This is a genomic window from Pseudoclavibacter sp. 13-3 (assembly GCF_021168475.1).
Classification (GTDB): domain Bacteria; phylum Actinomycetota; class Actinomycetes; order Actinomycetales; family Microbacteriaceae; genus Pseudoclavibacter_A.
In genome coordinates, this window is the sequence record NZ_JAJOZT010000006.1 from 20,607 (window position 1) to 47,517 (window position 26,911).

Consider the following 26,911-nt stretch of genomic DNA (forward strand, 5'->3'; position numbering starts at 1 on the left):
GACGAGCGCTGCACGGCCCAAGGGTCACTGCGCGGCAGGAACGCTGACGGCGACGGCTTCGATCTGCTGGGCCAGCTGCGGACTGACCCGCGCAGACAGCCTCGTGCCCGCGTCAAGGTACTCGGTGTGCAGCACCTGACCATGCTCGTGTGCATGCGCCACGAGGTCGCCGCGGTCATACGGCACCACGACATCGATCTCGACGCCTGGGTCGGGCAGGGTCGTCTCAATGCGGCGCACCAGCTCGGCGATGCCCTCACTGGTGCGGGTCGAGACCATCGAGGCCTCAGGCTCCATGGCGCGCAGCACCATGCGACGCTCGCCGTCGACGAGGTCGATCTTGTTGAAGACCAGGATCTCGCGAGCGCCCTCGAGCCCTGACTCGGCGAGCACGGTTCGCACGGCGTCGATCTGCGCCTGCGGATCGGGGTGCGAGCCGTCGACGACGTGCACGAGCACATCAGCGTCGGCCGCCTCTTCGAACGTCGATCGGAACGCCTCGACGAGCTGGTGCGGCAGCCGTCGCACGAAGCCGACGGTGTCGCTGAGCGTGTAGACGCGACCGTCTTCGGTCGTGTTGCGTCGCACGGTCGAGTCCAAGGTCGCGAACAGCTGGTTCTGCACAAGTTCGTCCGAACCGGTGATCGCGTTGACCAGCGACGACTTGCCGGCGTTGGTGTACCCCACCACGGCGACCGAGGGAATCGCGAAACGATCGCGGTTCGCACGCTTCGCGGCACGCGCCGGCGCCATTGCCTTGATCTGCTTGCGCAGCTTCGCCATGCGCGTGTGAATGCGGCGGCGATCCATCTCGATCTGCGTCTCACCGGGGCCGCGCGAGCCGATGCCCTCGCCGGCCGCGGCACGACCGCCGGCCTGACGACTCAGCGAACCGCCCCAGCCGCGCAGACGCGGCAGCATGTACTCCATCTGCGCCAGCTCGACCTGCGCCTTGCCTTCTCGGCTCTTGGCGTGCTGAGCGAAAATGTCGAGAATCAGCGCGGTGCGGTCGACGACCTTGACCCGCACGACGTCTTCGAGGGCACGGCGCTGGCTCGGGGCCAGCTCGGTGTCGGCGATGACGGTATCGGCGCCCAGTGCGGCGACGAGCTCCTTGAGCTCGTGCGCCTTGCCATGCCCGAGGTAGGTGCCTGGGTCGGGGTTCAGCCGGCGCTGCAGCAGCGCGTCGAGCACTCGCGATCCGGCGGTCTCGGCGAGCGCAGCGAGCTCGGCCAGCGAGTTCTCGGCATCGGCCAGGCTGCCCTGCGTGTACACGCCGATCAGCACGACGTTCTCAAGCCGCAGCTGTCGGTACTCGACCTCAGAGACGTCTTCGAGCTCGGTCGACAGCCCGGCCACGCGCTTGAGCGCCTCGCGTTCGAAGCGTTCTTCGTCGCCGCCGTGCGCCTCGGTCGCCTCGGACTGCAGCGCCTGCGCATGGCCGACCTTCGCCGTGGTCGCGTCGATCTCGCGGCCGAGGGCCTCCGTCGCCTGCTCGCGAGCCTCGATCCTCTGTAGCAGCTCGTCCAACGGGCGCCCGGAATCTGTCATGTATGTGTACCTCCACTAACCTGAACGCATGGCTCACGAGCATTATTTCGCAGAACATCCACACGTCGCCGCCCATTGGCGCGACATCGATGTCGATCTCGATGGTCGCACACGCACCGTCGCCGTCGCCAGCGGACTGTTCTCGCCCGACGGGCTCGACAAGGCCACGCGCATCCTGCTCGATCGCGTGCCCGAGCCGCCGCAGACCGGCGAGGCGCTCGACATCGGGTGCGGCTGGGGGCCGATCGCGCTGACACTCGCGCTGCGGGCGCCGCAGACGCGGGTGTGGGCGGTCGACGTGAACGAACGGGCGAGGGAGGCCACGGCGCGCAACGCCGATCACCTCGGCCTCGATCGCATCGTCGTCGCCTCCCCCGAAGACGTTCCGGCCGACCTCGGGTTCGACGTCATCTGGGCGAACCCGCCCATTCGCATCGGCAAGCAGGCGCTGCACGCGCTGCTGCTGACCTGGCTGCCGAGGCTCGCTCCCTGCGGCGAGGCCTGGCTCGTCGTCGGCAAACAGCTCGGAGCCGACTCGCTGCAGCGCTGGCTGGCCGACGAGCTGCCCGGCGCATTCGACGTGCGACGTGCGGCCACCGCGCGCGGATTCCGTGTGATCCACATTCGACGAGACGCCTGACGTAGGCTGTGTGCCGGGTGCAGCAATGGCGCTGCGCCCATCCTGAGAAGGACGACAAGACTGGAGCACAGATGACCGAAGCGCAGCAGCCCGACCCCGAGACCACTCGGCGCATCGACGAAGAGATCGCCCGCTGGCGGGCCGTCTACGATGCGCCCGAGGCGAACGCGCTCGACCTGCTGCTGCGGGCGCATCCCCGCGATGCCGTGGCCTTCCGCACTGTCGACGCCGACTGGAACGCCACCGATCTCACCTATGGCGATCTCGACGAGCTCTCGCAGCGTTCGGCTCGCGTGCTCGCCGATCTCGGCGTCACCGAGGGGTCTCGCGTCGGCGTCATGATGGCCCGGTCGGCCGACTACATCGGCATCCTGCTCGGCATCTGGCGCCTCGGCGCCGTGCACATCCCGCTCTTCACCGCACTCGCGGCACAGGCCATCGGGATGCGGGTCAACGCCGGTCGCGCCACCCTCGTCGTCGCCGACGCGAACCAGCGACACAAGCTCGACCCCAGCGAAGACCTGCCGGCGGACGGACGCAGCTGGAGCATCCTGCGCGTCGACCCGGTCGACGACGACACCACAGCCGAAGCTCACCCGGAGTGGGCAGACGACGCGGTCTACGGGCCGCTCGTCGAGGCGGCCGAGCCGCTGACCGAATCGGCGTCGATCGGCGGCGACGGCGTGCTCGCACTGCTCTACACTTCGGGCACGACCGGGGCGCCGAAGGGCGTGCCGCTGCCGATGAAGGCGCTGGTGTCGTTCCGCTCGTACATGGTCAACGGGCTCGATCTGCAGCCCGACGACGTGTTCTGGAACGCCGCCGACCCCGGCTGGGCCTACGGGCTCTACTTCGGGGTGCTCGGGCCGCTGGTCGTGGGTCACACGAACCTGCTGCCGCACGACAAATTCACCGCCGAGCAGGCCTGGAACGTGCTCAGCCGGTTCGGCGTCACCAACTTCTGCGGAGCACCCACCATGTTCCGTGCCATGCGCAACGACCCGCAGAGCGACCTGCCCGTGCACCTGCGCCGCGCGTCGTCTGCCGGTGAGCCCCTGACGCCTGAGGTGCTCGAGTGGTCGCGCGATGTGCTCGGAGCCGAGCCGCACGATCACTACGGACAGACCGAGCACGGCATGCTGATCGGGGTGCCCTGGCGCGAGGGCATCTCGCTGCCAGCCCAGGCCGGTTCGATGGGTGTGACGCTGCCCGGCTGGCACTGCGAGATCCTTGATCAGGATGCTGACCGGCCGGCCAAGGCCGGCGAGGTGGGTCGTCTCGCCTTCGCGCCCGCCGAGAGCCCGGTCTGGTGGTTCCCAGGTTATGACGATGCACCGCAGAAGACCGCCGAGCGATACACCGACGACGGCCGTTGGTACCTCACCGGAGACCTCGCCTGGCAGAGCGACGACGGTCAGCTGCACTTCGTGTCGCGCGACGACGACCTCATTCTGGCTGCTGGATATCGCATCAGTCCGCTTGACGTCGAGAGTGTGCTCGCCATGCACCCGGCAGTGCGCGAGGTCGCGGTCGTCGGCAAACCCGACGAGCTGCGCGGCGAGGTCGTCGCAGCCTATATCGTGCTCGCTCAGAGCTTCACCGGCGACGAGACCCTCATCCACGAGCTGCAGCAGGAGGTCAAGACCCGCTACGCAGCGCACGCCTATCCGCGGGTGATCGAGTTCGTCGACGAGCTGCCCCGAACGGCGAGCGCGAAGGTGCAGCGCTACGTGCTCAAAGAGCGGGCCTGATCGTCGGCGCTGCCGACTGCTGTGGGACCGCCTGAGTCCCTCGGAACGAGAATCGCAACAGAAGGAGACAACATGTCAGTCGTCGTCATCAATGCGCTTGAGGTGCCCGAAGGCGAGGGTGCCGAGCTGGAGCGCCGCTTCGCCGCTCGCCGTCACTCGGTCGACGGGCAGCCGGGGTTCGAGAGCTTCCAGCTGCTGCGCCCGACCGCGGGTGAGGATCGCTACTTCGTGCTGACGCAGTGGGCGACGCAGCAGGACTTCGAACACTGGCGCGACAGCCGTGCGAACCATGCTGCGCACGCTCACGGCGAGGGCCACAAGCCAGTCGCCACTGGGGCGCATCTGCTCGAGTTCGAGGTCGTCGACCTCGAAGAGATCTGATTCCGTACTCGTTCAGTACTCGCGGCAGACGAGCTCTGGGCGCAGCAGCGTCTCAGGGCCTGACGACTCACTTCACAGTCTGGAAGCCCCATCCGACGCACCCCCTTCCCCTGAATATCCGATTCCTCAAATACTCACCGGGTTCAATACCAACGCCCGATCCGACACAGCACTTCACATGGTTCACCAGACTTCACAAGCCCCCCTCTGGCCAACGTCACGTCAGTCTGGTCAGAGAGTGTCGAGGTCGAATGCTGCGTCATCCTCCGCGGCGGCAGCGCCCTGGCGATCCCGCATATTTTCGATGTGAAGCGGGTCGTTGAGGTTCTCAGGCTCCCGACGGACACATTCCCACAGACCATCGATATGCTCGTGCAGTGAGTCCGAAATGTGAGCCCACATGGGATCAAGTACAAAATCAATACCGGCACGTCGCGCATGCTTTGCCGCCGGTACAAAATCGCTGTCACCCGCAATCATGATGATCTGATTGACTTGGCCATTCATGGCTAGAGTCGCGATATCAAGGCCGAGCCGCATATCTACACCCTTCTGGGTGATGTCAAGGGTGAAATCGTTTTCAGTGAGATCACTGACGGCGATCGAGCCTTTCAGCAGTCGCTTGAGCTTGTCAGGCTTTAGCTGATAACCGGACTGAGTTTCCAAGATCTCACCACGTCTCAGCGCCACTTTACGTCGCTTGACCAGCGCCTGATGAAATTCGACCATCCAGTCGTGATCTTTGGTCTTTGCAAGGTTAACGTCTCGCCTGGTCAATGGGTGAAACAAGACTTTCTCAGAAGGCGGGCAATCGTAGTAGAAGATCCGATAGAGCCGTGACTTGGCTTTTCTCGTATGGCGACGACAATACTCAAGAAGTTCATCAGCACGTTGCTCCGGAGTCTTATGCCCGAACAGACGCGCAGCACGCCGACGATAGAAACCTCCGTCAACCAGAATGGCAGTGACTTGCTCAGCTCGTGTCGGAATCGGGGACGAATCCCGATGGCCGGTAACCGCCACCAATTCAGCCCCAGAACTACCGCGCCGCCCTCGTCCCCCAGTCATCCGCGACCCTTCTGTTCTTCGAGAAAAAGCCCCTGTCATCGGCCGACCCATGATCAAGCGGGTGGTCAACGGCAGGAGCTCTTAAGTAGAAGAGCATACCTCAATTCCGAGAGCAAATGTCACCCTGCGAGTCAGGTGACACCCTTCACGATGCAGACCGCGCTCATGCCCCCTCGATGGCCTGTTCGAGTCGTTCGAGCTTCCCATCCAGCTCGCCCTCGTATCCGGGGCGAATATCAGCCTTGATCACGAGCGAGATTCGCGATCCGAACGGTTCGACGGCCTCGGTCGCGCGCTTGACGACATCGAAGACCTCGTCCCACGAGCCTTCAAGCTCCGTGAACATACTGTTCGTCCTGTTTGGCAGGCCGGAGTCGCGCACAACCTTGACCGCCGCAGCGACCGCATCGTGCACCGACGCATCGGCTCGGCCAGTGCCCGACGGCGCCACAGAGAATGCCAACAGCATGATTGCCTCCTCAGATTCTCAGTTCTCGTTCAGTCGGTGCCCCACGCTGGCTCAGTGCTCGGGCCAGCGTTCGCGGCGCTTCGCCGTGCGCCAGAACAGCAGCTCGTAGCGTGTGGCGATGAGGAACGCGTCGAGCATGCGCTGGCGCTCGTCAGAGCCGACCTGCTCGGCCGCCGCATCCGTCCAGCGCCGGGCCTCGGTCACCGCCTGCTGGAACTCCTCGCCGTCGTAGTTGGCCACCCACTGGGCGAACGGATGCTGTGGATCAGCGGCGAGCACATCGTGCGCGTGCACGGCCAGCCGGGCCGAGACATCCGCATACACCCAGAAACACGGCAGCAGGGCCGCCACGGTGACGGCATACGACTCGGTCGCTGCAGTAGCGACCAGGTACGAGGTGTAGCCGAGCGAGGTGGGCGACGCCTGCAGCGGCTCGCGCACCTCTTCGGCGCGGCCGTGCGGCAGCAGCGTCTCGTGCAGCTCGGTCTCACCGGTGCTCGCCTCTGCCGCCGCGCTCGCCCAGAAGGCGGCACTCTGCGGGTCGGGTGCACGGGTCGCCGCGAAGGCGAGCGCTTTGGCGTAGCCCGTCAGGTAGAACGAGTCCTGACGCAGATAGAACAGGAAGTCGTCCATATCGAGGGTGCCGTCACCGAGCTCGCGCAGAAAGTCGAGTTCGTCGATCTGAGCGCGCAGCCCGGCGGTCAGCGTCCAGGCTTCGTCGCTGAACGCGGTGCTCATGCGTGCAGCTCGGGGTTCAGCTCGATGCCCTGGCCTTTGCGGTGCAGCGCCTCGACCGCGCCGGTGACCGAATTGCGACGGAACAGCAGGTTGCTCTCACCGCTCAGCTCGACGGCCTTGACGACGCGCTGCGTGCCGCCGCTGCCGAGCAGCGTGACCTTGGTGCCCGCCGTGATGTAGAGCCCGGCCTCGACGACGCTGTCGTCACCGATCGAGATGCCGATGCCGGCGTTCGCGCCGAGCAGCGCGTGCTCGCCGATGCGCACGCGCTCACGACCGCCGCCCGAGAGCGTGCCCATGATGGATGCGCCGCCGCCGATGTCCGAGCCGTCGCCGACCACGACGCCCTGCGAGATGCGCCCCTCGACCATCGACTCGCCGAGAGTGCCGGCGTTGAAGTTGACGAAGCCTTCGTGCATGACCGTCGTGCCCGGAGCGAGGTGTGCGCCCAGACGCACGCGAGCGCCGTCTCCGATGCGCACGCCCTTGGGGCTCACGTAGTCGATCAGACGCGGGAACTTGTCGACCAGCAGCGCGACGACGCCTGCTGCGCGCAGCTGCCCGCGGCGACGGTCGAAGGTGTCGGGCTCGACCGGCCCGCGGTTGGTCCAGACGTTGTTCGGCAGGTGGCCGAAGATGCCGTCGAGGTTGATCGAGTTGGGCTGCACCAGCAGATGCGACAGCAGGTGCAGGCGCAGGTACGCGTCAGCGGTGTCTTCGACGGGCTGCTGCAGGTCGACGACCACTGAGATCACCCGACGTTCGACCTCGCGCAGCTCGTCTCGCGCCTGATCGCCTTCGACGAGCCCCGCAAAGTGCGACTCGAGCCCCGGCTGCTGGCCCGGTGCATCTTCGACTCTCTCGAGCAGCTCGGGCAGCGGGAACCACACGTCCAGCACATCGCCCTTCGCAGTGAGCGTGGCGAGGCCGGTGCCGAATCCGATGCGGGGTGCGTTGTCTGGGGTGTCAGTCATAGGCACAGATTGTACCCGTCGCTACCATGTTGACCATGAACACTTCGCCCGACGCTCTCGACCTCTCCGGCTCGGTCATCGACCTGACCCGCGCCATCTGCGACATTCCGTCTGAGTCGGGTGACGAACGGCGGCTGGCCGACACGGTCGAGCATGCGCTGCGCGCGCAGACCGACCTCGAGGTGCTGCGCGACGGCGACACCGTTGTGGCGCGCACGCACCTCGGACGCGACCGACGAGTGCTTCTGGCGGGGCACCTCGACACCGTGCCGATCCGGGACAACGTGCCGACCACCACCACGACCGACGCCGAAGGCACCTGGCTGAACGGTCGTGGCACCGTCGACATGAAGGCCGGTGACGCCGTGTTTCTGGCCGTTGCGGGTCGTGTGCCTGCCCCGAGCGTCGACATCACCTATGTCTTCTACGACAACGAAGAGGTCGCCGCCGACCTCAACGGTCTGGGCCGAGTCTCGCGTGAGCACCCTGAGTGGCTGGCCGCCGACTTCGCCATCCTGGGCGAGCCCACCGGTGGCGAGATCGAAGGCGGGTGCAACGGCACGTGCCGCTTCCTGCTGCACACTCGGGGCCGGCGCGCGCATTCCGCCCGCGCATGGGTCGGGGTGAATGCGATTCATGCCGCCGCCGGCATTCTCGACATTCTGCGCGACTTCGAGCCCGAGACGATCACGGTCGACGGTCTTGCCTACCGCGAGGGTCTCAACGCCGTAGGCATCACGGGAGGTGTCGCCGGCAACGTGATTCCCGACGAGTGCACCGTGCACGTCAACTATCGCTTCGCACCGAGCCGCAGCGCAGCCGAGGCAGAACAGCGCATGCGCGACCTCTTCGCCGGCTACGAAATCGAGTTCATCGATATGTCGCCGGGAGCCCGCCCCGGGCTCGACGCCCCGATCGCCCAGGAGTTCGTCGAGGCCGTCGGCAGCGAACCGAAGCCGAAATACGGCTGGACCGATGTCTCCCGATTCAGTGCGCTCGGCATCCCCGCGGTCAATTTCGGGCCCGGTGACGCGCTGCTGGCGCACGCCGACGATGAACGTCTGCGCGTTGACGAGGTGCCGCGCTGTCTGGATGCGCTGGTCGCCTGGCTGCGCTGACCCGAGGTGTGCGAGGCTCAGTGAACACTCGTCTGTCGGTGGGAGCGGTTATTCTCAGATAACACACAGCCGATTCATGATTGGAGCTTGGCCACATGACCAACAACACCCCGAGTACCCCTCCCGCAGGTTGGTACCCCGACCCGCAGCAGCCAGGTGCAGAACGCTACTTCGACGGCACCGGGTGGACGGCACAGCAGCGAAACCCGCACGCTCAGTTCGGCGCTCCACAGCGAGGCCAGTCGCCGAAGAGTTTTCTGGCCACCTGGCTGCTCAGCCTGTTCTTAGGCTCCTTGGGCATCGACCGCTTCTATCTCGGCAAAGTCGGAACCGGCATCCTGAAGCTCATCACCCTCGGTGGCTTCGGCATCTGGTCACTGATCGATCTCATTCTCACCCTCACCGGCAACGCAACTGACAAGCAGGGGCTCAAAGTGCGTCCGGAGGGCAAGCAGGCGACCATCGCCTGGATCGTCTCTGCCGTGGTCGTTGTGCTCGGCATCGCCTCGGGTGCCACCTCAGGCGCCACGCTGTCGTCAACCACGACGGGCGTCGGCACGTCGGCAACGCAGCAGCCATTCGTATCGAGCACACCCACGAATGAGGCACAGACCGATGCTGCCCCCAAGACCGAAGCCACACCTGAGACCGCACCGACCACGAGTGCGCCCGAGCCTCCGGCGGTCTCAGTGTCGCAGACACAGGCTGCGCGAAAGGCGCAGAACTACCTTGATCTGACCGGCTTCTCACGAGATGGCCTCATCAAGCAGCTCGAGTTCGAGCACTTCTCGGCTGCCGACGCCGCCGCCGCGGTCGACTCGTTGAACGTCGATTGGAGCACCCAGGCCGAGCGCAAAGCTGCCGACTACCTGAAACTCACCGGCTTCTCGCACAAGTCGCTCGTCGATCAGTTGGTCTTCGACGGGTTCACGACAGCCCAGGCCGAGCACGGGGCCCAGAGCGCCGGACTCTAGCCTGCGTCGTCTTCGTCCCCGACTCATCAATGTGCAGAAGGGTCTGGGACGAAGTGCGCTCTGCCCCTTTTCGGTCGCTCGTGAGATACTGGAGTGGTGCAAAGCAGCACGCTCGTATCGCTCAGAAAGAGGTATAGGCCATGGCAGCGATGAAACCGCGCACTGGTGACGGACCGATGGAGGCCGTCCGAGAGGGCAAGGTCATCGTGGTACGCGTGCCACTTGAAGGCGGCGGACGACTTGTCGTCTCGGTCACGCCAGATGAGGCCAAAGAGCTGCACGCCGTGCTGGCCGACGTGGTCGCCTGAACCGGCTTGCCAGGGTCTCAGCTCGCTGGGGCCACCACAGTCAGCAGCCCGTCGTCCAGCGGAAGCAGCGACGAGCGAATCTGATCACGCTGACCGATCTCTTCGATGAGGTCGCGCAGCCCGGTCGTCTCGGCATCCCGCGCAGCCGGATCAGCCACTCGCCCGTGGGCAAGTGCATGGGCCAGCACGATGAGGCCGCCCGGTCGCGCCAGCCGCAGACCGTGTGCGACATACGTCGGCGCCGAAGCGATGTCTGCGTCGATGAAGACCAGATCGTACGAACGGTCGGCAAGTCGTTCCAGCACGCCTGACGCGCGCCCCAGAATGGCCCGCACGTGCGAGCCGGGCAGGGCCGCCTGCGCAAACGAGCGCTTGGCCGACTGCTGGTAGTCGACCTCTGTCTCAATCGTGGTCAGCGTGGCCTCTGGCGCGCCTTTCAGCAGCCACAGACCGCTGACACCGGTTCCCGTGCCCACCTCGACGATATTGCGGGCATCGACGGCGCCGCTGAGCAGCGCGAGCTGCGCGCCGACGATCGGCGAGACCGCCTCGACATTCCACTCGAGCGCCGCCGCTCGGGCGCGTTCGATCGTCTCAGGCTCGGTCTGGTATTCGGCCGTGTACCTGGCGATGTTCGCCGCTGATGTCATGGCAACCTCCTGCTGCAAGCATAGGAACAACTCGGCTACTGTAATACTTGTGGGAATGAGTTTCGAGAAAATCCTCTTGGTCGCAGTGGTCGCTGCGCTCATTCTCGGCCCGGCGAATCTGCCTCGCTACGCAGAGATGCTCGGTCGCGGCACGCGCAAGGTCAAGGAGTTTCTCGAGAGCTCGAAGCAGCGCGTCAAAGACGAGACCGACGGCGCCATCGACGACCTCGACTGGAAGAAGCTCGACCCGCGCCAGTACGATCCGCGTCGTATCATCGCCGAGGCGCTGCAAGACGACCCGCCAGTCACCACGGCCACAACCGCAGCAGGCTCCACTGGTGCCGCAGGCGTCACAGAGACCGGGGCCATCGCGTCCACCGCACTCACGGCCACGGCACTCGTCGCGAGCGAACGAGCCGAGCGCGAACGCAACCAGCGTCCCGCTCCCTTCGACAGCGACGCCACCTGATCACGCAGGCCTCAGCCGCAGTCAGTCGACCCTGAGCGGGATTGACCGCCCCTGCAGCCCGCGGGGCCGCTCGACGAGTCGGGTCGCCAGTGCGTGCAACGCCTGTGCCGCTGGGTCTTCCCCGGCGGTCAGCACGGCCGGCTGACCGATGTCGGCGCCCACCCGCAGCGAAATGCTCATCGGAATCTGCGCGAGCAGCGGCACCGGGCGCTCGAGGTCTTGGCTGAGTTCGTCGGCTGCACGCCGGCCTCCTCCGGTGCCGAAGACTTCGATGCGCTCGTCGCCCTGCTGCAGCCACGACATGTTCTCGACGACACCGACGACCTTCTGCCCCAGCTGCCCGGCGAGCAGCCCGGCTCTCACGGCGACCTCTGAAGCGGCATCCTGCGGCGTGGTCACGACGACCACCTCCGCGTTCGGCAGCAGCTGCCCGGCGGTCAGTGCGACGTCGCCGGTGCCCGGCGGCAGGTCGAGCAGCAGCACGTCGAGATCACCGAAGTGCACGTCGGTCAGAAACTGTTTGAGCGTGCGCTGCAGCATCGGGCCGCGCCACGACACGGCTTTGCCCGCGCCGACGAACATGCCGATCGAGATCGCTTTCACACCGTGGCCGATCGGCGGCAGCATCAGCTCGTCGAGCTTGGTCGGGCCGGTCGCAATGCCCAGCTGGCCGGGAATCGAGAAGCCGTAGACGTCGGCGTCGAGCACCCCGACGTTGAGGCCGCGGGCTGCCAGGTCGGCGGCCAGGTTCGCTGTGATGGTCGATTTGCCGACGCCGCCCTTGCCGCTGGTGACCGCGATGACCCGGGTGAGGGTGCCCTCGCCGAACGGATTGCCGCGGTGGCCCTTGCGCAACGAGGTGAGCAGGGCGCGCCGCTGCTCGTCACTCATCACTTCGAGGGAGACGCCGGCGTTGCCCGGGCCGACGACGCTCTCGAGTGCCTCGATGACGTCGCGCTCGATGCGCTGCGAGGCCGGGCAGCCCACGATCGTAAGGCGCACGAGGGCCTCGGCACGGCCGTCGGCGAGCGTCGCCCGCTCGATCATGCCGAGGTCGACGAGCGGCCGCCGCAGCTCTGGATCCTGCACCCGAGACAGCGCGGCCTCCAACGCCGGGTTGATGCGCTTCGACGTGGGATCCGGCATCATCAGCGCCGCTCCTGAGCCTGCCCGTCACCAGCGTGGTCGCGGGAGACAGGCGTCGTCTGGGCATCGCCCTGGCCAGCGGCGGATGCTCCGACGGCCGATGGAGGAACGCCCACGCCCGCCTGCTGCGGCACCATTTCGCCACGCAGCTCTTGGATGGTGGCAGTCAGATCTTCAAGCTGCTCTCGCAGCTCGTCGCGCACGAACCGCTCGCTGGCGAGCTCGCTCACGGCGAGACGCAGCGCGACGACTTCGCGTGCCAAGTACTCGGTGTCGGCCAGATTGCGCTCTGCGCGCTGACGATCCTGCTCGATCTGCACGCGGTCGCGGTCGTCCTGACGGTTCTGCGCCAGCAGCAGCAGCGGAGCCGAGTACGACGCCTGCAGACTCAGCACCAGGGTCAGAGCGATGTAGCCCATCGCCGCCGAGTCGAAGCGCAGACCTTCAGGGCCGATCGTGTTCCAGGTGATCCAGAGGACGATGAACACGCTCATGCCGAGCAGAAACGCCGGGGTTCCCATCGCTCGGGCGAACGACTCGGTGAACCGGCCGAAGGTGTCGGCGCTGCCGAACTCGACAGGATCCTTGCGCCTCCACAGCCGCACGCGACGTGCCTGTGGTGCGTTCAGCAGTCCGTGATCACTGCTCGCCTGCTTCGCCATCATCGTTCACCTCCCCGACTCGGTGCCGCCAGTCTTCAGGCAGCAGGTTGTCCAAGACGTCGTCGACCGTCACCACGCCGAGCAGACGCCTGTTGCCGTCGACGACGGGAATCGACGTCAGATTGTAAGCGGCCAGATTGCGCGCAACCTCGAGTGCTGAGGTCTCAGGGGCCATTGGCTCGATGTCGTCGTCGACCAGTGTGCCGAGACGCTCATGCGGAGGATACCGCAGCATCCGCTGAAAGTGCACCATGCCGATGTAGCGACCCGTCGGGGCCTCGTATGGAGGGAGGGTGACCCAGATCGCGGCGGCCAGCGCCGGAGCGATCTCATGCCGGCGGATGAGCGCGAGACCTTCGGCCACCGTCGTGTCGGCCGAGCAGATCACCGGCTCGGTGGTCATCAGACCACCGGCGGTGTCGGGTGCGTAGCGCAGCAGCATTCGCACGTCGGATGCCTCTTCGGGCTCCATCAGCTGCAGCAGCTTCTCTTTGCGGTCAGGGGCGATCTCTGCAACGAGGTCGGCTGCGTCGTCGGGCTGCATGTGGTCGAGCACCTCGGCGAAGCGGATGTCATCGATGGTGCGCACGAGTTCGGCCTGGTCGCTTCGGCCGAGCTCTTCGAGCGCGTCGGCGAGACGTTCGTTCGACAGGTTCTCGACGACCTCTTCGCGCCGGCGGTCAGGCAGCTCCATCAGCGAGCTGGCGAGGTCTGGGGCCTGCAGCTCCTGGAACGAGGCGAGCAGGTGGGTGGTGTCCTGCTCGACGCCGTCACGGTGGATCTCTTCGGTCTCGTCCCAGGGCACGAGCACGGTCTCACCGCGGGAGAACGGCGATGCGCTGGTCTTCGGCTTGCGCATGAAGGCGTCGGCGATCACCCACTCGCCTGTGCTGAGCTTCTCGATGCTGACGTCTTCGATGCGGCCGGTCTGCTGGGAGTCGCGGAGCCGCACGGTGCGGCCGAAGATCTCAGCGAGGATGCGGGTCTCGCCGGCGCGCTGCTCGAAGCGGCGCAGATTGATCAGGCCCGTGGTGATGATGGCACCAGAGACGATGCCGGTGACGCGGGCGATTCGCAGAAACACCCGTCTTCGGCCGGGAACCTCGACTAGCAGGCCGACGACGACAGGCGGGCCCACGGTGCGATAGGTGACGATCACGTCACGTGCGCGGCCCACTCGGTCACCGGCAGGGTCGAACACCCCGCTGCCGATGATGCGGGAGACAAAGATCTTGGGTGACGTCACATGCAAATGGTACGCTGCACTCCCGGCTGAGTGCGACAATCTCGCATGAGTGCGACAATGAGGTCATGGCAAACGGACTGAACTCTGCAGGGCAGGGCAACGCGCACATGTTTCCGACGCTGCCGACAGGCACGACCGTCGCAGAGTACGAGACGTATCGGGAGGCTGTCGCCGCGGTCGATCAGCTCGTCGAGAAGGAGTTCCCCGTCGAGAAGGTCAGCGTGGTGGGCAACGATCTGCACAGCATCGAGCGAATCACCACTGGCCTGAGCTATCCGAAGGCGGCGCTCAGCGGACTGGTCAGCGGCCTGTGGTTCGGGCTTTTCCTCGGGCTGATCATGATCATCTGGACGCCGAACAACGGGATGAACTATCTCTTCGCCGCTCTCGCGCTGGGCGCGGGATTCGGGATCATCTCGGGCATCGTGACCTACGCGCTGACGCGTCGCTACAAGAACTATCAGTCGACGACGGCGGTCGTGGCGGGCAGGTATGCGCTCGTCACCGATCCCTCGGTCGCCGGGCAGGCGCAGCGCATCCTCGGCACCGCACCGTCACTCGGGGATACGACCCCGCCGCGCCCGCCGCAGGCCTGAGCCGCATTCCGTCTGCACAGGAGTGCCAGGCACGCTCGAGAACTGCACCGACGTGCCAACACTGCCACTCCCACGCAAACCTGTCGCTCTCGCGCAAATCAATCTGACAGACAGCTGCGTAACGGTCACGCAGAGGCAAGTGACGAGCACCACTCCTCGACCTCGTCAGCCGTCCGGGGGAAGGCCGCGGTCAGCGGCTCGACGCCGTCTTCGGTCACGAGCACGTCGTCTTCGATGCGCACGCCGATGCCGCGAAAATCCTCGGGGATCGTCAGATCGTCCGCCTGGAAGTAGAGCCCCGGCTCGATCGTGAAGACCATGCCGGGCTCGAGCAGAGCATCCTGATACATCTCGCGGCGCGCCTGCGCGCAGTCGTGCACGTCCAGCCCCAGATGATGGCAGGTGCCGTGCACCATGAACCGACGGTGCAGCTGCCACTCGGTGTCGAGCGTCTGCTCCAGCGGAATCGGCAGCAGCCCCCACTCGCTGGTCTTGCGAGCGATCACCTCGAGCGCCGCATTGTGCACGTCGCGAAAGCGCACACCCGGCCGAGCCATCGCGAACGCCGCATCAGCGGCCTCGCGCACAGCCTCGTAGACCTCGCGCTGCCGCGCCGAGAACCGCCCCGACACCGGAATCGTCCGCGTCACATCAGCCGTGTACAGGCTGTCGACCTCGACACCCGCGTCGATCAGGATCAGCTGGCCGTTCTGCACGGCGCCATCGTTGTCGGTCCAGTGCAGGTAGCACGCGTGATCCCCCGCCGCAGCGATGGTGTCGTAGCCGACGTCGTTGCCGAGCTCGCGAGCGCGCGCCCAGAACACGCCCTCGACGACGCGTTCGCCTCGCGGATGCCCGCTGATCTCAGGCATCCTGCGCAGGATGTCATCGAAGCCAGCCTTCGAGGCCGCGACCGCCTCGCGAATCTGTGCGATCTCCCAGCGGTCTTTGACCAGACGCAGCTCACTCGCATCGCGTTCGAGCAGGCCGTCGCCTGCGGCGTCATGGCGCTTTCCCAAGTCGTCGACCGCCGCATCGACAGTCGCGTCGACCCCGGCGATCACCGAGATGGGACCGGCGTGTGCGCTCAGCACTGCAGGCAGCTGACGGATGTCGGCCGTGCTGACGCCCAGGCGTGCGGCGATCTCATCGAGGCCGGGCCGCGGTCCGTTCCAGAACTCGCCGATGGCCGGGTCGGCGTAGAACTCGTCGGTGTCGCGCCCGGCAGGCCGGCGAAAGAGCAGCACAGGCTCGTCGTCGCTGTCGACCGGGGGCAGCACGAGCACGGCGCCCGGCACCGCGTCTGCTCCCCAACCGGTCAGATGTGTGAAGGCGGTGTGCGGCCGAAAGCGGAAGTCTGTGTCGTTGCTGCGCACTTTGACATCGCCTGCGGGCACCACCAAGGTGTGCTCGGGCAGCTTCGCGCGCAGACGATCGCGGCGGTCCTCGGTGAACTTCGCCACGACGTCGGTGTCAGGAAGCTGCGGCCCGCGATCTGCCCAGCCCTGTGAGATATAGGCGCGAAAGTGCTCGTTCTTCGGAGTGCGCGAGCGCGCCTCACCCGGCTGCTGTGCTGAATCGCTCATGCTCCCATTCTCGCACCGGTGTCAACCGCCTCTCGCGCACGACAGAGCTCCGCCCGCAGCACGCGGAACCGGCTCACGTACCATGACGATATGGGTCTCACTTTCACGCGCATCGATCTGCACACCCACTCTCGGGTGTCTGACGGCACGCAGTCCGCGACCGAGCTGGTCGACGAAGCAGCGGCCACCGGCCTCGACTGCCTCGGGCTCACCGACCACGACGACACCGGCGGCTGGGACGAGGCAGCCCACGCCGCCGAGCAGGCTGGCATCGGTCTGGTGCGCGGCATGGAGCTGTCGACCATCACCCGCAGAGGCTCGATGCACATGCTCGCCTACCTCTTCGACCCGACGAACCGAGCCCTCACCGAGCTCACCGCCGAGATTCGCGACTCTCGCGAGCACCGGGCCGAGCGCATCGTGGCGAGACTGGCCAGAGACTATCCCATCACCTGGGCCGATGTGCTCGCACAGTCGGGCGAGGCAAAGGCGATCGGTCGCCCGCACATCGCGGATGCCCTGGTCGAACGCGGCATCGTCGCAGACCGCACCCAGGCCTTCGACCGCATGCTGCATCCTCGAGCCGGCTACTACGAACCGTACTTCGCCCCCGACCCCGTCGAGGCGATCACGCTGATTCGCGAGGCCGGCGGCGTGCCGGTGATAGCGCATCCTGCGACGGTCGCACGCGGCGCCGGGCCCGACGACGACCTCTTGCACCGCATGGTCGATGCCGGTCTCGGCGGTCTCGAAGTCTGGCACCGGCTCAATCCGCCGAAGTTCCGCGCGCACCTCATGCAGATCGCCCGCGCCTACGACCTCATCGTCACCGGCTCGAGCGACTACCACGGCGCAGGCAAGCCGAACCGACTCGGTGAGAGCCTCACCCCGCCCGATCAGCTCGAGCGCATCGCCGAGCAGGCGTCCGGCGTGCCGGTGCTTCAGCCCTCGAAGAGCTCCTGGCCGATGTAGCGGCCTTCTTTCGGCGACGGCGGAATCGCGAAGATACCAGACCCGATGTGCGAGATGTACTCGTTCAGCAGATCTGACGCGCCGAGGCGGCGCTGCAGCCGTGCGAAGTGCTCGGGGTCATTCTGGTACGTGATGAACACCAGCCCGGCGTCGAGCTGCGCATGCGAGTTCAGCCCATCGGTGTAGTTGTACGACCGGCGCAGCACCTTCACACCGTCGTTATTCTCGTGCGCGGCGAGAGCGATGTGCGAGGTCATGTCGATGACGCGTTCGCCGTGGTCGTCGGTGGCGGCGAAGTCGGGGTCGTCGAACTCCTTCGCCCCGGTGAGCGGCGCGCCCTCGCCTTTCGTGCGCCCGAAGATGGTCTGCTGGTCGCCGATGCGGTCGGCATCCCACGTCTCGATGCTCATGCGGATCTTGCGCACCACCTGATACGTGCCGCCGGCGAACCAGTCTTGGCCGTCGCCATCGCTCCACACGAACTGCTCGTAGTCGTCATCGGTCGTGATGTTGCGCGTGCCGTCTTTGAACCCCATCAGGTTGCGCGGGGTCTCTTGCCCCGGCCCGGCAGACGCCCGCCCGAAGCCCATCTGAGTCCAGTGCGTCTCGACCAGACCGCGCCCGATGCGAGCCAGGTTGCGCACTGCGTGGTAGACGACCTGCGGGTCGTCGGCGCAGGCCTGCACGCTGAGGTCGCCACCGGTGAGCGCGGGGTCGAAGTTGTCGCTCGGCAGAGCCGGAAGATCGGCGAGCAGGGCGGGGCGTTTGCCTTCGAGCCCGAAGCGTCCCGGTGCGAACAGCGACGGGCCGAGCCCGATCGTGACCGTGAGGCTCGCCGGTGCCAGTCCGAAAGCCTCACCGGTGTCTTTCGGCACTCCCTGCTCGCTGGTCGGCTCGACCGACCCGACGGCGTCGCCCTTCTGCAGCAGACCCGCTGCGGCGGTCCACCGGGCCAGCAGCGTCTGCAGCTGCTGCTTCGAGGTCGTCTTCACATTGAACGTCATGAACATCATGTAGCGCTGGGGCGGCGTCTGCACGCCTGCCGGATGCGCCTGCCCGTAGAACGGCACCGAATCGTGCAGGTCAATCGTGTCTCGGCCGTCGTTGTTCGTCGCAGCCCAGGTGATGCCGCTGCCTGCGAACGCACCGCCGACGACGCCGAGTCCGGTGCCCGTCAGCAGCGCACGGCGGCTCACGCCGGCTCGTGGCGGCGCTGCATCGGCGGATGCTCCGGTCGTCTGCGTCTCTGTGCCGGCGTCTGATGCACGGCTTGGTTCGCGATCGGTTTCGTGATCGGGTTCGTGACCGACTGGCTGATTCTCTGACATCTGTTCTTTCCCTGCTGAGATCTTGCGATCTGCTGTGCTGCTGTCTGCGCGAGAGCGGGGCGCCGGCTCGTCGCCGGCGCCCCGCATCATCACGTGCCCGATATCTGTCGGCCGTTCGGCCGACGCCGTCTGCACACTCGAGCCGTGCAGAGGTCGCTGCTGATCAGCAACGCACTGCGAGCGCTGCTGCGCTGTACAGTACTGGACTGCTGCGCCTGTGACAGCAGACTACGCAGTGGCGACCTTCTCGGCAATCGAGGCCAGCGCATCGTGCAGCGGCTGGATGCCCTTGGTGAGCTTGTCCGAGTCGCTCGCCTTCAGCTGCTCGTCGTAGGTCTTGAACCCGCCGATTGCTGACGGGTCGCGGTAGCCGTCAAGCATCTTCTGCACGTTCTCGAACTCCTGGTCGATGGTCTTCACCAGATCGGGGTCGATCTTGTCGAGACCGTCGCGCAGCGAGGCGTACGCCTGCTGGGCGCCCTCGACGTTGCCCGCGAAGTCGACGAGGTCGATGTGGCTGTATGCCTCTTCCTCACCGGTGATCTTCGTGGTCGAGACCTCTTCGAGCAGGTCTGCCGCACCATTGGCGAGGTCCTCGGGCTTCAGACCTTCGGTGAACGTCGGAATGACCTGGGTGTTCAGGATGTCGACGTTCTTGACCAGCTCGGTCGAGAGCGTCTTGGTCTCGGACGTGATCGCCCCGCCCTGCCAGAGGTCGCGCTCGATGGCATGGAAGCCGTGCCAGCCGGCTGCGTCGTCGAGGTTCGACTCGCGCATGTCGATCAGGTAGTCGAGGTTCTGAGCATTGTCTTCAGGATTCTCGTTGCCCGGCACGAGGAAACCGTCGACGGCCGACTCGGCGCGCTCATAGTACGGACGTGCCGTGGCGTAGGCGGTCTTCGCGCCTTCGACGTCGCCGGCCTGGACTTTCGCGTCAAGATCCTTGACCGTCGTGTCCAGCTGGGCGACCTGGTCCTTGATGTAGCTGCCGTACGCCGGCACTCCGGCGTTCAAGACGTCCTGCGCCGAGCCGCTGGGCGCGGCGGCGGCCTCGCCGGTCACGGTGAAGTCGATGTACTCGCTGTCGGCGCCGGGGCAGTAGATGCGGTACTTGCCGCCGTCGAGCGTCGAGGTGAAGCTGACCGCGTCGAGTCCGGGAGCGAGGTTCTCTTTCTCACCGATGATCTTCTGGTTGAACAGCAGCTCGACCTCGCTGATCGCCGGCGCGCTCTCATTCTTGACCGTGAAGGTCACGGGGCCTGCAGCGGCCTCAGTCGTGTCGAGCTTGCAGGTGTCCTTGCCGTTGTCGCTGGCGAGCGTGACATTCACCTGTGCCGCGCCGCCAGACGACTGAGCGGCGTCGCCGCCGTTTGACGAGCACCCTGCCAGGCTGATTCCGGCCAGCACGGCAACGCCGCCGGCGACGAGCACCCGAGTGTGATGCTTCTTCATCTGTGTTCCCTCCAACTGTCGCGGATCTCTCCGCTCCCTGATTCTCTGCACGATACGCAGAGAAAACCTGTCACTTCGCCGCAGCGCCCGCTTCGACGGCTGATTCTGCGCGCGCTGCCGCTTCGGCGTCTTCGGCAGCCTGATCTCTGGCACGCCGATGGTCGAGCGCGCCCGAGAGCAGCAGCCCGGCGGCGACGCAGAGCAGCACTCCAGGCAGCCATCCCCACCAGAGCGCACGCTCGGCCGCCTGCTGCTGCGCGTCGACGAGGCGATCGGTCACGGCGGCGACCTCATCGTCCGAGACGACCCAGTCCGCGTCCAGACCGCCGCTGACGCTCACCGTCTTCGTGCCGCTGATGCCGCCGCCGGCGAGCACTGCGTTGAGCGTCGTGTTCTGCGACGCGTTGATCAGCGTGCTGCCGCTCGTGCGGGCGCTGTAGGTCTGTCGCTGGCTCCACTGGGCTGAGAACGGGCCGGGCGTGCGTTCGAAGTTGAGGCCCGATGGCAGCCGCCCGCCATTTCGGTGCTGCAGATCGGCGATGGTGGGATTCGACGGCAGATCGCTCGGCGTCGCCGATGACACGGTCGTCTCCCACTGGCTCTGCCGCACGCCGCCGACCATGCCGTCAGAGACATGCTGCAGCGTCACGTCGTCCTGCCCGTCAACGGCCAGGGTGATCTGGTCGTCGCCGACTTCGGTCAGACGCACCGAGACGGTCGCACCCGGCGACGTGCCGGGCCGTTGGGCCTGCAGCGTATCGCCCATCGCATCAGCTGGCATGCGGGGCACCAGAGCGAACAGGGCCGCCGCGAGCACTACCGCACCGCCGGCGAGCCATGCCTTCAGGCGCAGGCGACGATGCAGCGGCACGACGTGCGAGTCGGGCCAGAAGTAGATGGCCAGCACTGGCAGCAGGTAGGCCAGCCAGGCGACGACCTCGATCAGACGAGGATCGATCGGAATGCCGAACATGCCGGTGATGACCGCGCCGAGCACCGAGGTCTTCGGCATCCATGCCGAGAAGTCGGCGATCTGCTGCTGCCCGATGACGATCCAGCCGGCCTCGTGGGCCGTGCGGAAGACGTTGAGCACCAGGCCGGCAGCGATGAAGACGAGAAAGATCCCGGTGATGCGGAAGAACTTGCGCAGGTTCAGACGCAGACCGCCGACGTAGATGCCGAAACCGATCGCGACGGCGACGAGGATGCCGACGGCTGCTCCGATGAGGGCGAGCGCCTCGCTCGACTGCGACGCCTGAATGGCGGCGAGCAGGAAGACGGCCGTTTCGAACCCTTCTTTGACCACCGCGAGAAAGGCCATGCCGGCGAGCGCATATGCGCCGCCCGCGTTCAGAGCGCTCGTGGCGTCGTGCTCGAGATCTCGTTTCATGCTCTTGGCATGGTGATTCATCCACAGGATCATCGTGGTGACGAAGACCACGGCGATGGCGCCGATGACTGTCTCAAGCGCCTCCTGCTGCGCCTGCGGCAGGTTCATCGAGAGCGTCTGCAACACGACGCCGACGCCGATGCTCAGCAGCACGGCAGCCGTGACGCCGAAAATCAGAGGTCTGAGCGGCTTGCCGTTCTTGCGCAGAAAGGCCGCGATGATGCCGACGATCAACGTGGCTTCGAGACCTTCGCGCAGGCCGATCAAAAACGTCCCGAGAAACACACCGTTCCAATCATCTGATGAAGTGTGGACTCGCCTGACAATAGCACCGGAACGACCCACACACATCGCGTGCGGCAATATTCGGGAGCCCGAATTCTGAAGTATGGCTTTCCTTACACTTCTGTCGTATCTCAGCAGCTCGATTCTGGGGCGAAATCGACCATCAGACACCCCGCACTGGACCAGAGTCGGCTGCCGGCTGTCGATCCCACTGCGAGCGGGTCGGCGGCACGGCGCGGCATCAGGATGCTTCAGTCGTGCATCGAGACGCGACGACGGGTTTCAGGCGTGTCGCGCCGCGAGCCACTGCCACGCGTCAGTGCCGGGTGCCACAATGGTCGGCATGGAGAATTCCGCCAAACGCGTGCTCTTCGTGCACGCGCACCCCGACGACGAGACGCTCTGGAGCGGTGGCACGATCGCCACCTATGCCGCTCAGGGCGCCCAGGTCACCGTACTCACCGCCACACGCGGCGAGCTCGGCGAGGTGATCCCTGAATCGCTCAAGTACCTCGAACACGACCAGCCCGAATTCTCGGCGGCGCGCGAGGCCGAGCTGAGCCAGGCGGTGAGACAGCTCGGAGTCACCGACCACCGGTGGCTCGGAGGCCTGCACGCCAAGCCCGCCGACGTGCCGTTGCACCGGTACAGCGACTCGGGCATGCAATGGGGGCCTGGCGGAGTCGCCGAGCCCGCCGCCGACTCCCCCGAGAATGCCCTGGCCAACGCTCCGCTCGATCAGGTCGCCGAAGACATCCAGGCGGTCATCCAGCAGGTTCGCCCGCATGCCATCGTCACCTACAACGCCATCGGGGGCTATGGCCATCCCGACCACGTCATGGTGCATCGCGCGACCCAGCGCGCCTTCGACGCCGCGCATCTCGATCCAGACGCATGGCATCCGTCAACGCTCTTCGCCGTGCAGCGGCCCCGAAGCGCAGTGCGTCGCGACGCGGCACGAACTGAGGCCAACAGCAGATTCACGCCCCTGCCCCACAGCCGACAGGTGACCGTGCCAGACCGGCAGATCGACACCAGCGTCGACGTTCGACCGTTCCACGATCAGATTCGTCGCGCCATGCAGTGCTACCGCACCCAGCTCGTCGTCGAGGGAGACTACTACGCTCTGTCGAACGGCACTGGTGGCCCGGTGGCCGGCTTCGAGTACTTCACCGAGATCGGCGGGCGCGCCTACGCCGCCTCGCCAGACGCGCAGCGCGATCTGGTCAACGGCTGGGAGCCCATTCGAAGCGGCCGCTCAGAGACCTATTACAGTCCGCCGACCGGGGCCGTCACCATCGGCGGCCGGCGCATCATGCACTCGGTGTTCACGCCGATTCTGCTGATTCTGCTCGGGGTGCTCGTCACGTTCATCACCACGTTCAGTCACAACGCCGTCTGGCGCCCGACAGATTCGGCGTCGCCTGCGATTCCCTATGGCCTGGTCTTCTCGCTCATCGCTCTGCTCGGCGTCGCCCTGGCACTGCGACTCGAACTCGCCGCACGATGGTCGGCAGCCTGGTACGCAATCGGCGTCTGGGCGACGATGTTCGTCTTCGCCGCATCCTCACCCGCACAGGGCGTGATCATCAGCGGCCTCGGGGTCAACGGATACATCTGGCTGTACGGCGGCTTGCTGGCGGTCGCTGTGCTCGCGGTGGCACCGCTGCCCCACCGCAGCGGCAGCCATCCGAGCTGACTCCGACAGGGCCCGTTCAATCGACTCCCCCGCACCTCGGGTGGTGAGGGCAGCCTCATCGTCGGGTGATGTCACCTGGCGGTACACTGGCGGCAAGACTTTCGGAGGCTGATTCTGTGACCTATGTCATCGCACTGCCCTGTGTCGATGTCAAAGACCGAGCCTGCATCGAGGAGTGCCCGGTCGACTGCATCTACGAGGGCGATCGCACCCTGTACATCCACCCCGACGAATGCGTCGACTGCGGTGCCTGCGAACCGGTGTGCCCGGTCGAGGCGATCTATTACGAAGACGATCTGCCCGAAGAATGGTCCGACTACTACCGCATCAATGTCGACTTCTTCCAGGAGCTCGGATCGCCCGGCGGAGCCGCCAAGGTCGGCCCGACCGGCTACGACCACCCTGCCGTCCGCGATCTGCCGCCGCAGGGTGAGGGCCGCTGACCCATGCCACGCAATCTCGTCGCGCAGACTCCGATCTATCCATGGGAGCAGCTGAAGCCCATTCGCGAGCGCGCCGCACAGCATCCTGACGGGCCCGTCGATCTCTCGATCGGCTCACCGGTCGACCCGGTGCCCGACCTCGTGCAGCGCGCGCTGGCCGAGCACGCCGATACGCCCGGCTATGGCACCGCCGCGGGTTCGCCGGCGCTTCGGGAGGCCATCGCGGGCTGGTACGGCCGCCGCCGCGGCGTCGAGCTCGATGGCGAAGCGGTGATGCCCACGATCGGCTCGAAAGAGTTCATCGCGCAGCTCGCACTCTGGCTCGGGCTGGGAGCAGACGACGTCGTGGTGCAGCCCGTCGTACATTACCCGACCTATGCGGTCGGTGCAGATGCCACGGGCGCGCAGCTGGTGAGCAGCGACGATCCCGACGAATGGCCCGCGAGCACTCGTCTGATCTGGCTGAACTCTCCGGGCAACCCCGACGGTCGCGTGAACGACGTGGCGCTGCTGCGCCGGGCGGTCGCTCGGGCACGCGAGCTCGACGCGATCATCGTGCAGGACGAGTGCTACGCCGAGCTGGGCTGGGAGGCCCCGTGGGATGCGCATGTGCCGTGCATTCTCGAAGATGCAGTCACCGACGGCGACCTGAACAATGTGCTGTCAATGTACTCACTCAGCAAGCAGTCGAACATGGCGGGCTACCGCACCGGTATCATCGCCGGCGACCCGACGCTCGTGCAGTCGCTGGTCAACCTGCGCAAGCAGTTCGGACTCTCACTGCCGCGGCCGATCCAGGCCGCGATGACCGCAGCACTCGACGACGACGAGCATGTGCAGGTGCAGAAAGCGGTGTATCGTCGCCGCCGCGAGCTGCTGCTGCCCGCCGCACGCGCCTGGGGCCTGCAGGTCTCTGACAGCACCGCGGGCCTCTATCTGTGGGGCACGCGTGGCGAGGACGGCTGGGATACTATGCGCGCACTCGCCGAGCTGGGCATCATCGGCGGCCCGGGGCACTTCTACGGGCCCGCCGGCGAACGGCACGTGCGCCTCGCGCTCACCGCGACCGACGCCGCAATCGAGACCGCCGCAGCTCGCCTCTCGCTCTGATCTGTCGCTTGCTCTGCTGATCTCGGCGCATTGGTCCGGTCCAATGCCCGATTTCGCGTCTTTTTTGTGCGCCGCTCACAGACGGTCTTGTGCCGTATGAACAGGTCGTTCAGGGGTTATCCGACATCTCACGGCGAATCGCAATCTCGATTTCAGGAACTGGCGCGCACCTCGTAGGATGACGTTTGACCGTGCTACAACGCCGTGACGCCGTCACACATCAGTAAAGGGAGACAGCAGTGAGCGACCGCAACAAAACTGTGAAGCTGATTCATCCGAACGGTGAGACCGAGTTCCCCATTCTTGAGACGTCGGCGGGACACGATGCGATCGACTTCACAAAGCTCACGAAGAACACCGGCCTGACCTCGTTCGATCCCGGTTTCGTGAACACCGCCTCGACCAAGTCGAACATCACGTTCATCGATGGCGACGAGGGCATCCTGCGCTACCGTGGCTACCCCATCGAGCAGCTCGCGGAGCACTCCAGCTTTCTCGAGGTGGCCTGGCTGCTGATTCACGGCGAGCTGCCCACACCAGAAGAGCTCGCCGACTTCGAGTACCGCGTGATGCACCACAACATGCTGAACGAAGATTTCAAGCGCTACTTCGATGTCTTCCCCAAAGAGGCCCACCCCATGTCAGTGCTCGCCAGTGCCGTGAGCGCGCTGTCGACCTTCTATCAAGATTCACTCGACCCTCAGGACCCCTACCAGGTCAAGGTCTCTTCGGTGCGGCTGCTGGCGAAGATGCCGGTGCTCGCCGCCTACGCGCTGAAGCGCAGCCTCGGTCAGCCGCTGATGTATCCAGACAACAGCCTCGGCTACGTCGACAACTTCCTGCGCCTGACCTTCGGCATGCCCACTGAGCAGTACCAGGTCAACCCGGTCGTCAGCCGCGCGCTCGAGCGTCTGCTCATTCTGCACGCCGACCACGAGCAGAACGCATCGACCTCGACCGTGCGTCTCGTCGGTTCGACTCAGGCGAACATCTTCGCCAGCGTGTCATCCGGCATCAACGCACTGTTCGGTCCGCTGCACGGCGGTGCGAACGAAGCCGTGCTGACCATGCTCGAGCAGATTCGCGAGTCGGGCATGAGCGTCGGCGACTTCGTCGAAAAGGTCAAGAACAAAGAGTCCGGCATCCGTCTGATGGGCTTCGGCCACCGCGTGTACAAGAACTACGATCCGCGCGCCAAGATCGTCAAGGCCTCGGCGGAATCGGTACTCAACGAGCTGGGCGTGCACGACCCGCTGCTCGAGATCGCGACCGAACTCGAAGAGATCGCGCTCAGAGACGATTACTTCCAGTCACGCCGCCTGTACCCGAACATCGACTTCTACACCGGCGTCATCTACAAGGCGATGGGCTTCCCGACGAAGTTCTTCACCGTGCTGTTCGCAATCGGGCGTCTGCCCGGCTGGATCGCGCAGTGGCGCGAGCAGAACGACGACCCATCCACAAAGATCGGTCGCCCGCACCAGCTCTACATGGGCAACGTCGAGCGCGACTACCCAGGCATCTGACCGCTGGTCTTCCGAAGCCCTGGCCTCCAGCTCACGCTGAGGTCAGGGCTTTCTGCTGTCGGCCTTGTGCCTTCTGGAGTCCGCCTTCTGCCCGCTGCTGCAGCAGTGTGCACCCCTGTGCACCGTTCCGCCAGCCCGTGCACACTTCCGCCAAGATCACACACATTCTGACAGAACCGTGATCGCACCGGCCAAACCTTGATCGCACCGGCAACCGTGTCGAGGTGGCGTGCCGCCCCGGCCGTGTCAGCTGCTGAGGCACACAGAAAGAGCGGGTGGCCAGTGGGCATTGCCGCCACTAACCACCCGCTCTTGAGCCAGGGAGAGCATCCGCGATGCGGATGCTCTCCCTCCCAGACAACGTGCTGCGCCGCGGGGG

The 26,911-nt window shown here is 65.9% G+C and carries 26 protein-coding genes; 13 read left to right on the forward strand and 13 right to left on the reverse strand.

The genetic code is table 11. The features are described from left to right. Positions 1 to 24: 24 nt before the first annotated feature. Positions 25 to 1,551, reverse strand: a complete 1,527-nt coding sequence (gene hflX, locus LRX77_RS09650) for a GTPase HflX (RefSeq protein WP_231832694.1) — start codon at positions 1,549 to 1,551, stop codon at positions 25 to 27. Between the two features lie 28 nt (positions 1,552 to 1,579). Here hflX and LRX77_RS09655 point away from each other — a divergent pair, with 28 nt between their 5' ends. The 3 genes from LRX77_RS09655 (at position 1,580) to LRX77_RS09665 (ending at position 4,323) form a co-directional block, all read left to right on the forward strand. Further along, positions 1,580 to 2,191, forward strand: coding sequence for a class I SAM-dependent methyltransferase (locus LRX77_RS09655; protein WP_231832695.1), 612 nt, complete (start codon positions 1,580 to 1,582; stop codon positions 2,189 to 2,191). Between the two features lie 71 nt (positions 2,192 to 2,262). Continuing rightward, the gene (locus LRX77_RS09660; protein WP_231832696.1) at positions 2,263 to 3,942 is read left to right on the forward strand and encodes an AMP-binding protein; all 1,680 of its coding nucleotides are present in this window, start codon (positions 2,263 to 2,265) and stop codon (positions 3,940 to 3,942) included. A 72-nt stretch (positions 3,943 to 4,014) separates the two neighbouring features. After that, positions 4,015 to 4,323 (forward strand): antibiotic biosynthesis monooxygenase family protein, encoded by a 309-nt coding sequence (locus LRX77_RS09665; protein ID WP_231832697.1) that lies wholly within the window; start codon positions 4,015 to 4,017, stop codon positions 4,321 to 4,323. A 231-nt stretch (positions 4,324 to 4,554) separates the two neighbouring features. Here the strand turns inward: LRX77_RS09665 and LRX77_RS09670 are convergent, their stop codons facing one another. From LRX77_RS09670 to dapD, 4 genes are all read right to left on the reverse strand, one after another. Beyond that, positions 4,555 to 5,391 (reverse strand): NYN domain-containing protein, encoded by an 837-nt coding sequence (locus LRX77_RS09670; RefSeq protein WP_231832698.1) that lies wholly within the window; start codon positions 5,389 to 5,391, stop codon positions 4,555 to 4,557. Between the two features lie 163 nt (positions 5,392 to 5,554). Then, entirely contained in the window at positions 5,555 to 5,860 is a 306-nt protein-coding gene (locus LRX77_RS09675; RefSeq protein WP_231832699.1) for a thiamine-binding protein, read from the reverse strand. 51 nt (positions 5,861 to 5,911) lie between these two features. Continuing rightward, positions 5,912 to 6,598 carry a TenA family protein gene (locus LRX77_RS09680; protein ID WP_231832700.1) on the reverse strand — a complete coding sequence of 229 codons (687 nt, stop codon included), beginning with the start codon at positions 6,596 to 6,598 and terminating at the stop codon, positions 5,912 to 5,914. Beyond that, positions 6,595 to 7,572: a 2,3,4,5-tetrahydropyridine-2,6-dicarboxylate N-succinyltransferase gene (dapD, locus tag LRX77_RS09685; protein ID WP_231832701.1), complete on the reverse strand. Its 978-nt coding sequence runs from the start codon at positions 7,570 to 7,572 to the stop codon at positions 6,595 to 6,597. Before dapD ends, LRX77_RS09680 begins: the two co-directional genes overlap by 4 nt. Positions 7,573 to 7,607: 35 nt before the next feature. Between dapD and dapE the strand changes: the two genes are divergently transcribed. From dapE to LRX77_RS09700, 3 genes are all read left to right on the forward strand, one after another. Beyond that, positions 7,608 to 8,690, forward strand: a complete 1,083-nt coding sequence (gene dapE, locus LRX77_RS09690) for a succinyl-diaminopimelate desuccinylase (protein ID WP_231832702.1) — start codon at positions 7,608 to 7,610, stop codon at positions 8,688 to 8,690. Between the two features lie 95 nt (positions 8,691 to 8,785). Next, positions 8,786 to 9,664 (forward strand): NINE protein, encoded by an 879-nt coding sequence (locus LRX77_RS09695; RefSeq protein WP_231832703.1) that lies wholly within the window; start codon positions 8,786 to 8,788, stop codon positions 9,662 to 9,664. 140 nt (positions 9,665 to 9,804) lie between these two features. Continuing rightward, on the forward strand, positions 9,805 to 9,972 hold the full coding sequence (locus LRX77_RS09700) for a DUF3117 domain-containing protein (RefSeq protein ID WP_231832704.1): 168 nt from the start codon (positions 9,805 to 9,807) through the stop codon (positions 9,970 to 9,972). Positions 9,973 to 9,989: 17 nt separating this feature from the next. Here LRX77_RS09700 and LRX77_RS09705 read toward each other — a convergent pair whose 3' ends face one another. Next, positions 9,990 to 10,622, reverse strand: coding sequence for an O-methyltransferase (locus LRX77_RS09705; RefSeq protein WP_231832705.1), 633 nt, complete (start codon positions 10,620 to 10,622; stop codon positions 9,990 to 9,992). 55 nt (positions 10,623 to 10,677) lie between these two features. Here LRX77_RS09705 and LRX77_RS09710 point away from each other — a divergent pair, with 55 nt between their 5' ends. Then, positions 10,678 to 11,091, forward strand: a complete 414-nt coding sequence (locus LRX77_RS09710; RefSeq protein WP_231832706.1) for a twin-arginine translocase TatA/TatE family subunit — start codon at positions 10,678 to 10,680, stop codon at positions 11,089 to 11,091. Positions 11,092 to 11,112: 21 nt separating this feature from the next. Here LRX77_RS09710 and LRX77_RS09715 read toward each other — a convergent pair whose 3' ends face one another. Genes LRX77_RS09715 through LRX77_RS09725 form a run of 3 tightly spaced genes read right to left on the reverse strand, consistent with a single transcriptional unit; the run spans position 11,113 to position 14,145 of the window. Further along, the gene (locus LRX77_RS09715) at positions 11,113 to 12,237 is read right to left on the reverse strand and encodes a P-loop NTPase (RefSeq protein ID WP_231832783.1); all 1,125 of its coding nucleotides are present in this window, start codon (positions 12,235 to 12,237) and stop codon (positions 11,113 to 11,115) included. A gap of 2 nt (positions 12,238 to 12,239) precedes the next feature. Then, complete coding sequence (locus LRX77_RS09720; RefSeq protein ID WP_231832784.1) at positions 12,240 to 12,899, reverse strand: DUF1003 domain-containing protein; 660 nt, start codon at positions 12,897 to 12,899, stop codon at positions 12,240 to 12,242. Then, positions 12,877 to 14,145 (reverse strand): magnesium transporter MgtE N-terminal domain-containing protein, encoded by a 1,269-nt coding sequence (locus LRX77_RS09725; protein ID WP_231832707.1) that lies wholly within the window; start codon positions 14,143 to 14,145, stop codon positions 12,877 to 12,879. Before LRX77_RS09725 ends, LRX77_RS09720 begins: the two co-directional genes overlap by 23 nt. 65 nt (positions 14,146 to 14,210) lie before the next feature. Here LRX77_RS09725 and LRX77_RS09730 point away from each other — a divergent pair, with 65 nt between their 5' ends. Then, positions 14,211 to 14,741, forward strand: a complete 531-nt coding sequence (locus LRX77_RS09730; RefSeq protein ID WP_231832708.1) for a general stress protein — start codon at positions 14,211 to 14,213, stop codon at positions 14,739 to 14,741. Between the two features lie 125 nt (positions 14,742 to 14,866). Here the strand turns inward: LRX77_RS09730 and LRX77_RS09735 are convergent, their stop codons facing one another. Further along, positions 14,867 to 16,327 (reverse strand): aminopeptidase P family protein, encoded by a 1,461-nt coding sequence (locus tag LRX77_RS09735; protein WP_231832709.1) that lies wholly within the window; start codon positions 16,325 to 16,327, stop codon positions 14,867 to 14,869. Between the two features lie 90 nt (positions 16,328 to 16,417). Between LRX77_RS09735 and LRX77_RS09740 the strand changes: the two genes are divergently transcribed. Then, complete coding sequence (locus LRX77_RS09740) at positions 16,418 to 17,299, forward strand: PHP domain-containing protein (RefSeq protein WP_231832710.1); 882 nt, start codon at positions 16,418 to 16,420, stop codon at positions 17,297 to 17,299. Here the strand turns inward: LRX77_RS09740 and efeB are convergent. The 3 genes from efeB to efeU all read right to left on the reverse strand — a co-directional run bounded on the left by efeB (position 17,269) and on the right by efeU (position 21,754). Further along, positions 17,269 to 18,627, reverse strand: a complete 1,359-nt coding sequence (gene efeB, locus LRX77_RS09745) for an iron uptake transporter deferrochelatase/peroxidase subunit (RefSeq protein WP_231832711.1) — start codon at positions 18,625 to 18,627, stop codon at positions 17,269 to 17,271. The two genes, LRX77_RS09740 and efeB, sit on opposite strands and share 31 nt — an antisense overlap. Positions 18,628 to 18,855: 228 nt before the next feature. Beyond that, complete coding sequence (efeO, locus tag LRX77_RS09750; RefSeq protein ID WP_231832712.1) at positions 18,856 to 20,079, reverse strand: iron uptake system protein EfeO; 1,224 nt, start codon at positions 20,077 to 20,079, stop codon at positions 18,856 to 18,858. 70 nt (positions 20,080 to 20,149) lie between these two features. Then, entirely contained in the window at positions 20,150 to 21,754 is a 1,605-nt protein-coding gene (gene efeU, locus LRX77_RS09755; protein ID WP_231832713.1) for an iron uptake transporter permease EfeU, read from the reverse strand. A 343-nt stretch (positions 21,755 to 22,097) separates the two neighbouring features. Here efeU and LRX77_RS09760 point away from each other — a divergent pair, with 343 nt between their 5' ends. From LRX77_RS09760 to LRX77_RS09775, 4 genes are all read left to right on the forward strand, one after another. Then, the gene (locus LRX77_RS09760; protein ID WP_231832714.1) at positions 22,098 to 23,453 is read left to right on the forward strand and encodes a PIG-L family deacetylase; all 1,356 of its coding nucleotides are present in this window, start codon (positions 22,098 to 22,100) and stop codon (positions 23,451 to 23,453) included. A gap of 116 nt (positions 23,454 to 23,569) precedes the next feature. Next, on the forward strand, positions 23,570 to 23,896 hold the full coding sequence (gene fdxA, locus LRX77_RS09765; protein ID WP_231832715.1) for a ferredoxin: 327 nt from the start codon (positions 23,570 to 23,572) through the stop codon (positions 23,894 to 23,896). A 3-nt stretch (positions 23,897 to 23,899) separates the two neighbouring features. Then, positions 23,900 to 25,006 (forward strand): succinyldiaminopimelate transaminase, encoded by a 1,107-nt coding sequence (gene dapC / locus LRX77_RS09770; RefSeq protein ID WP_231832716.1) that lies wholly within the window; start codon positions 23,900 to 23,902, stop codon positions 25,004 to 25,006. 239 nt (positions 25,007 to 25,245) lie between these two features. Further along, entirely contained in the window at positions 25,246 to 26,532 is a 1,287-nt protein-coding gene (locus LRX77_RS09775) for a citrate synthase (RefSeq protein WP_231832717.1), read from the forward strand. Positions 26,533 to 26,911: the final 379 nt, after the last annotated feature.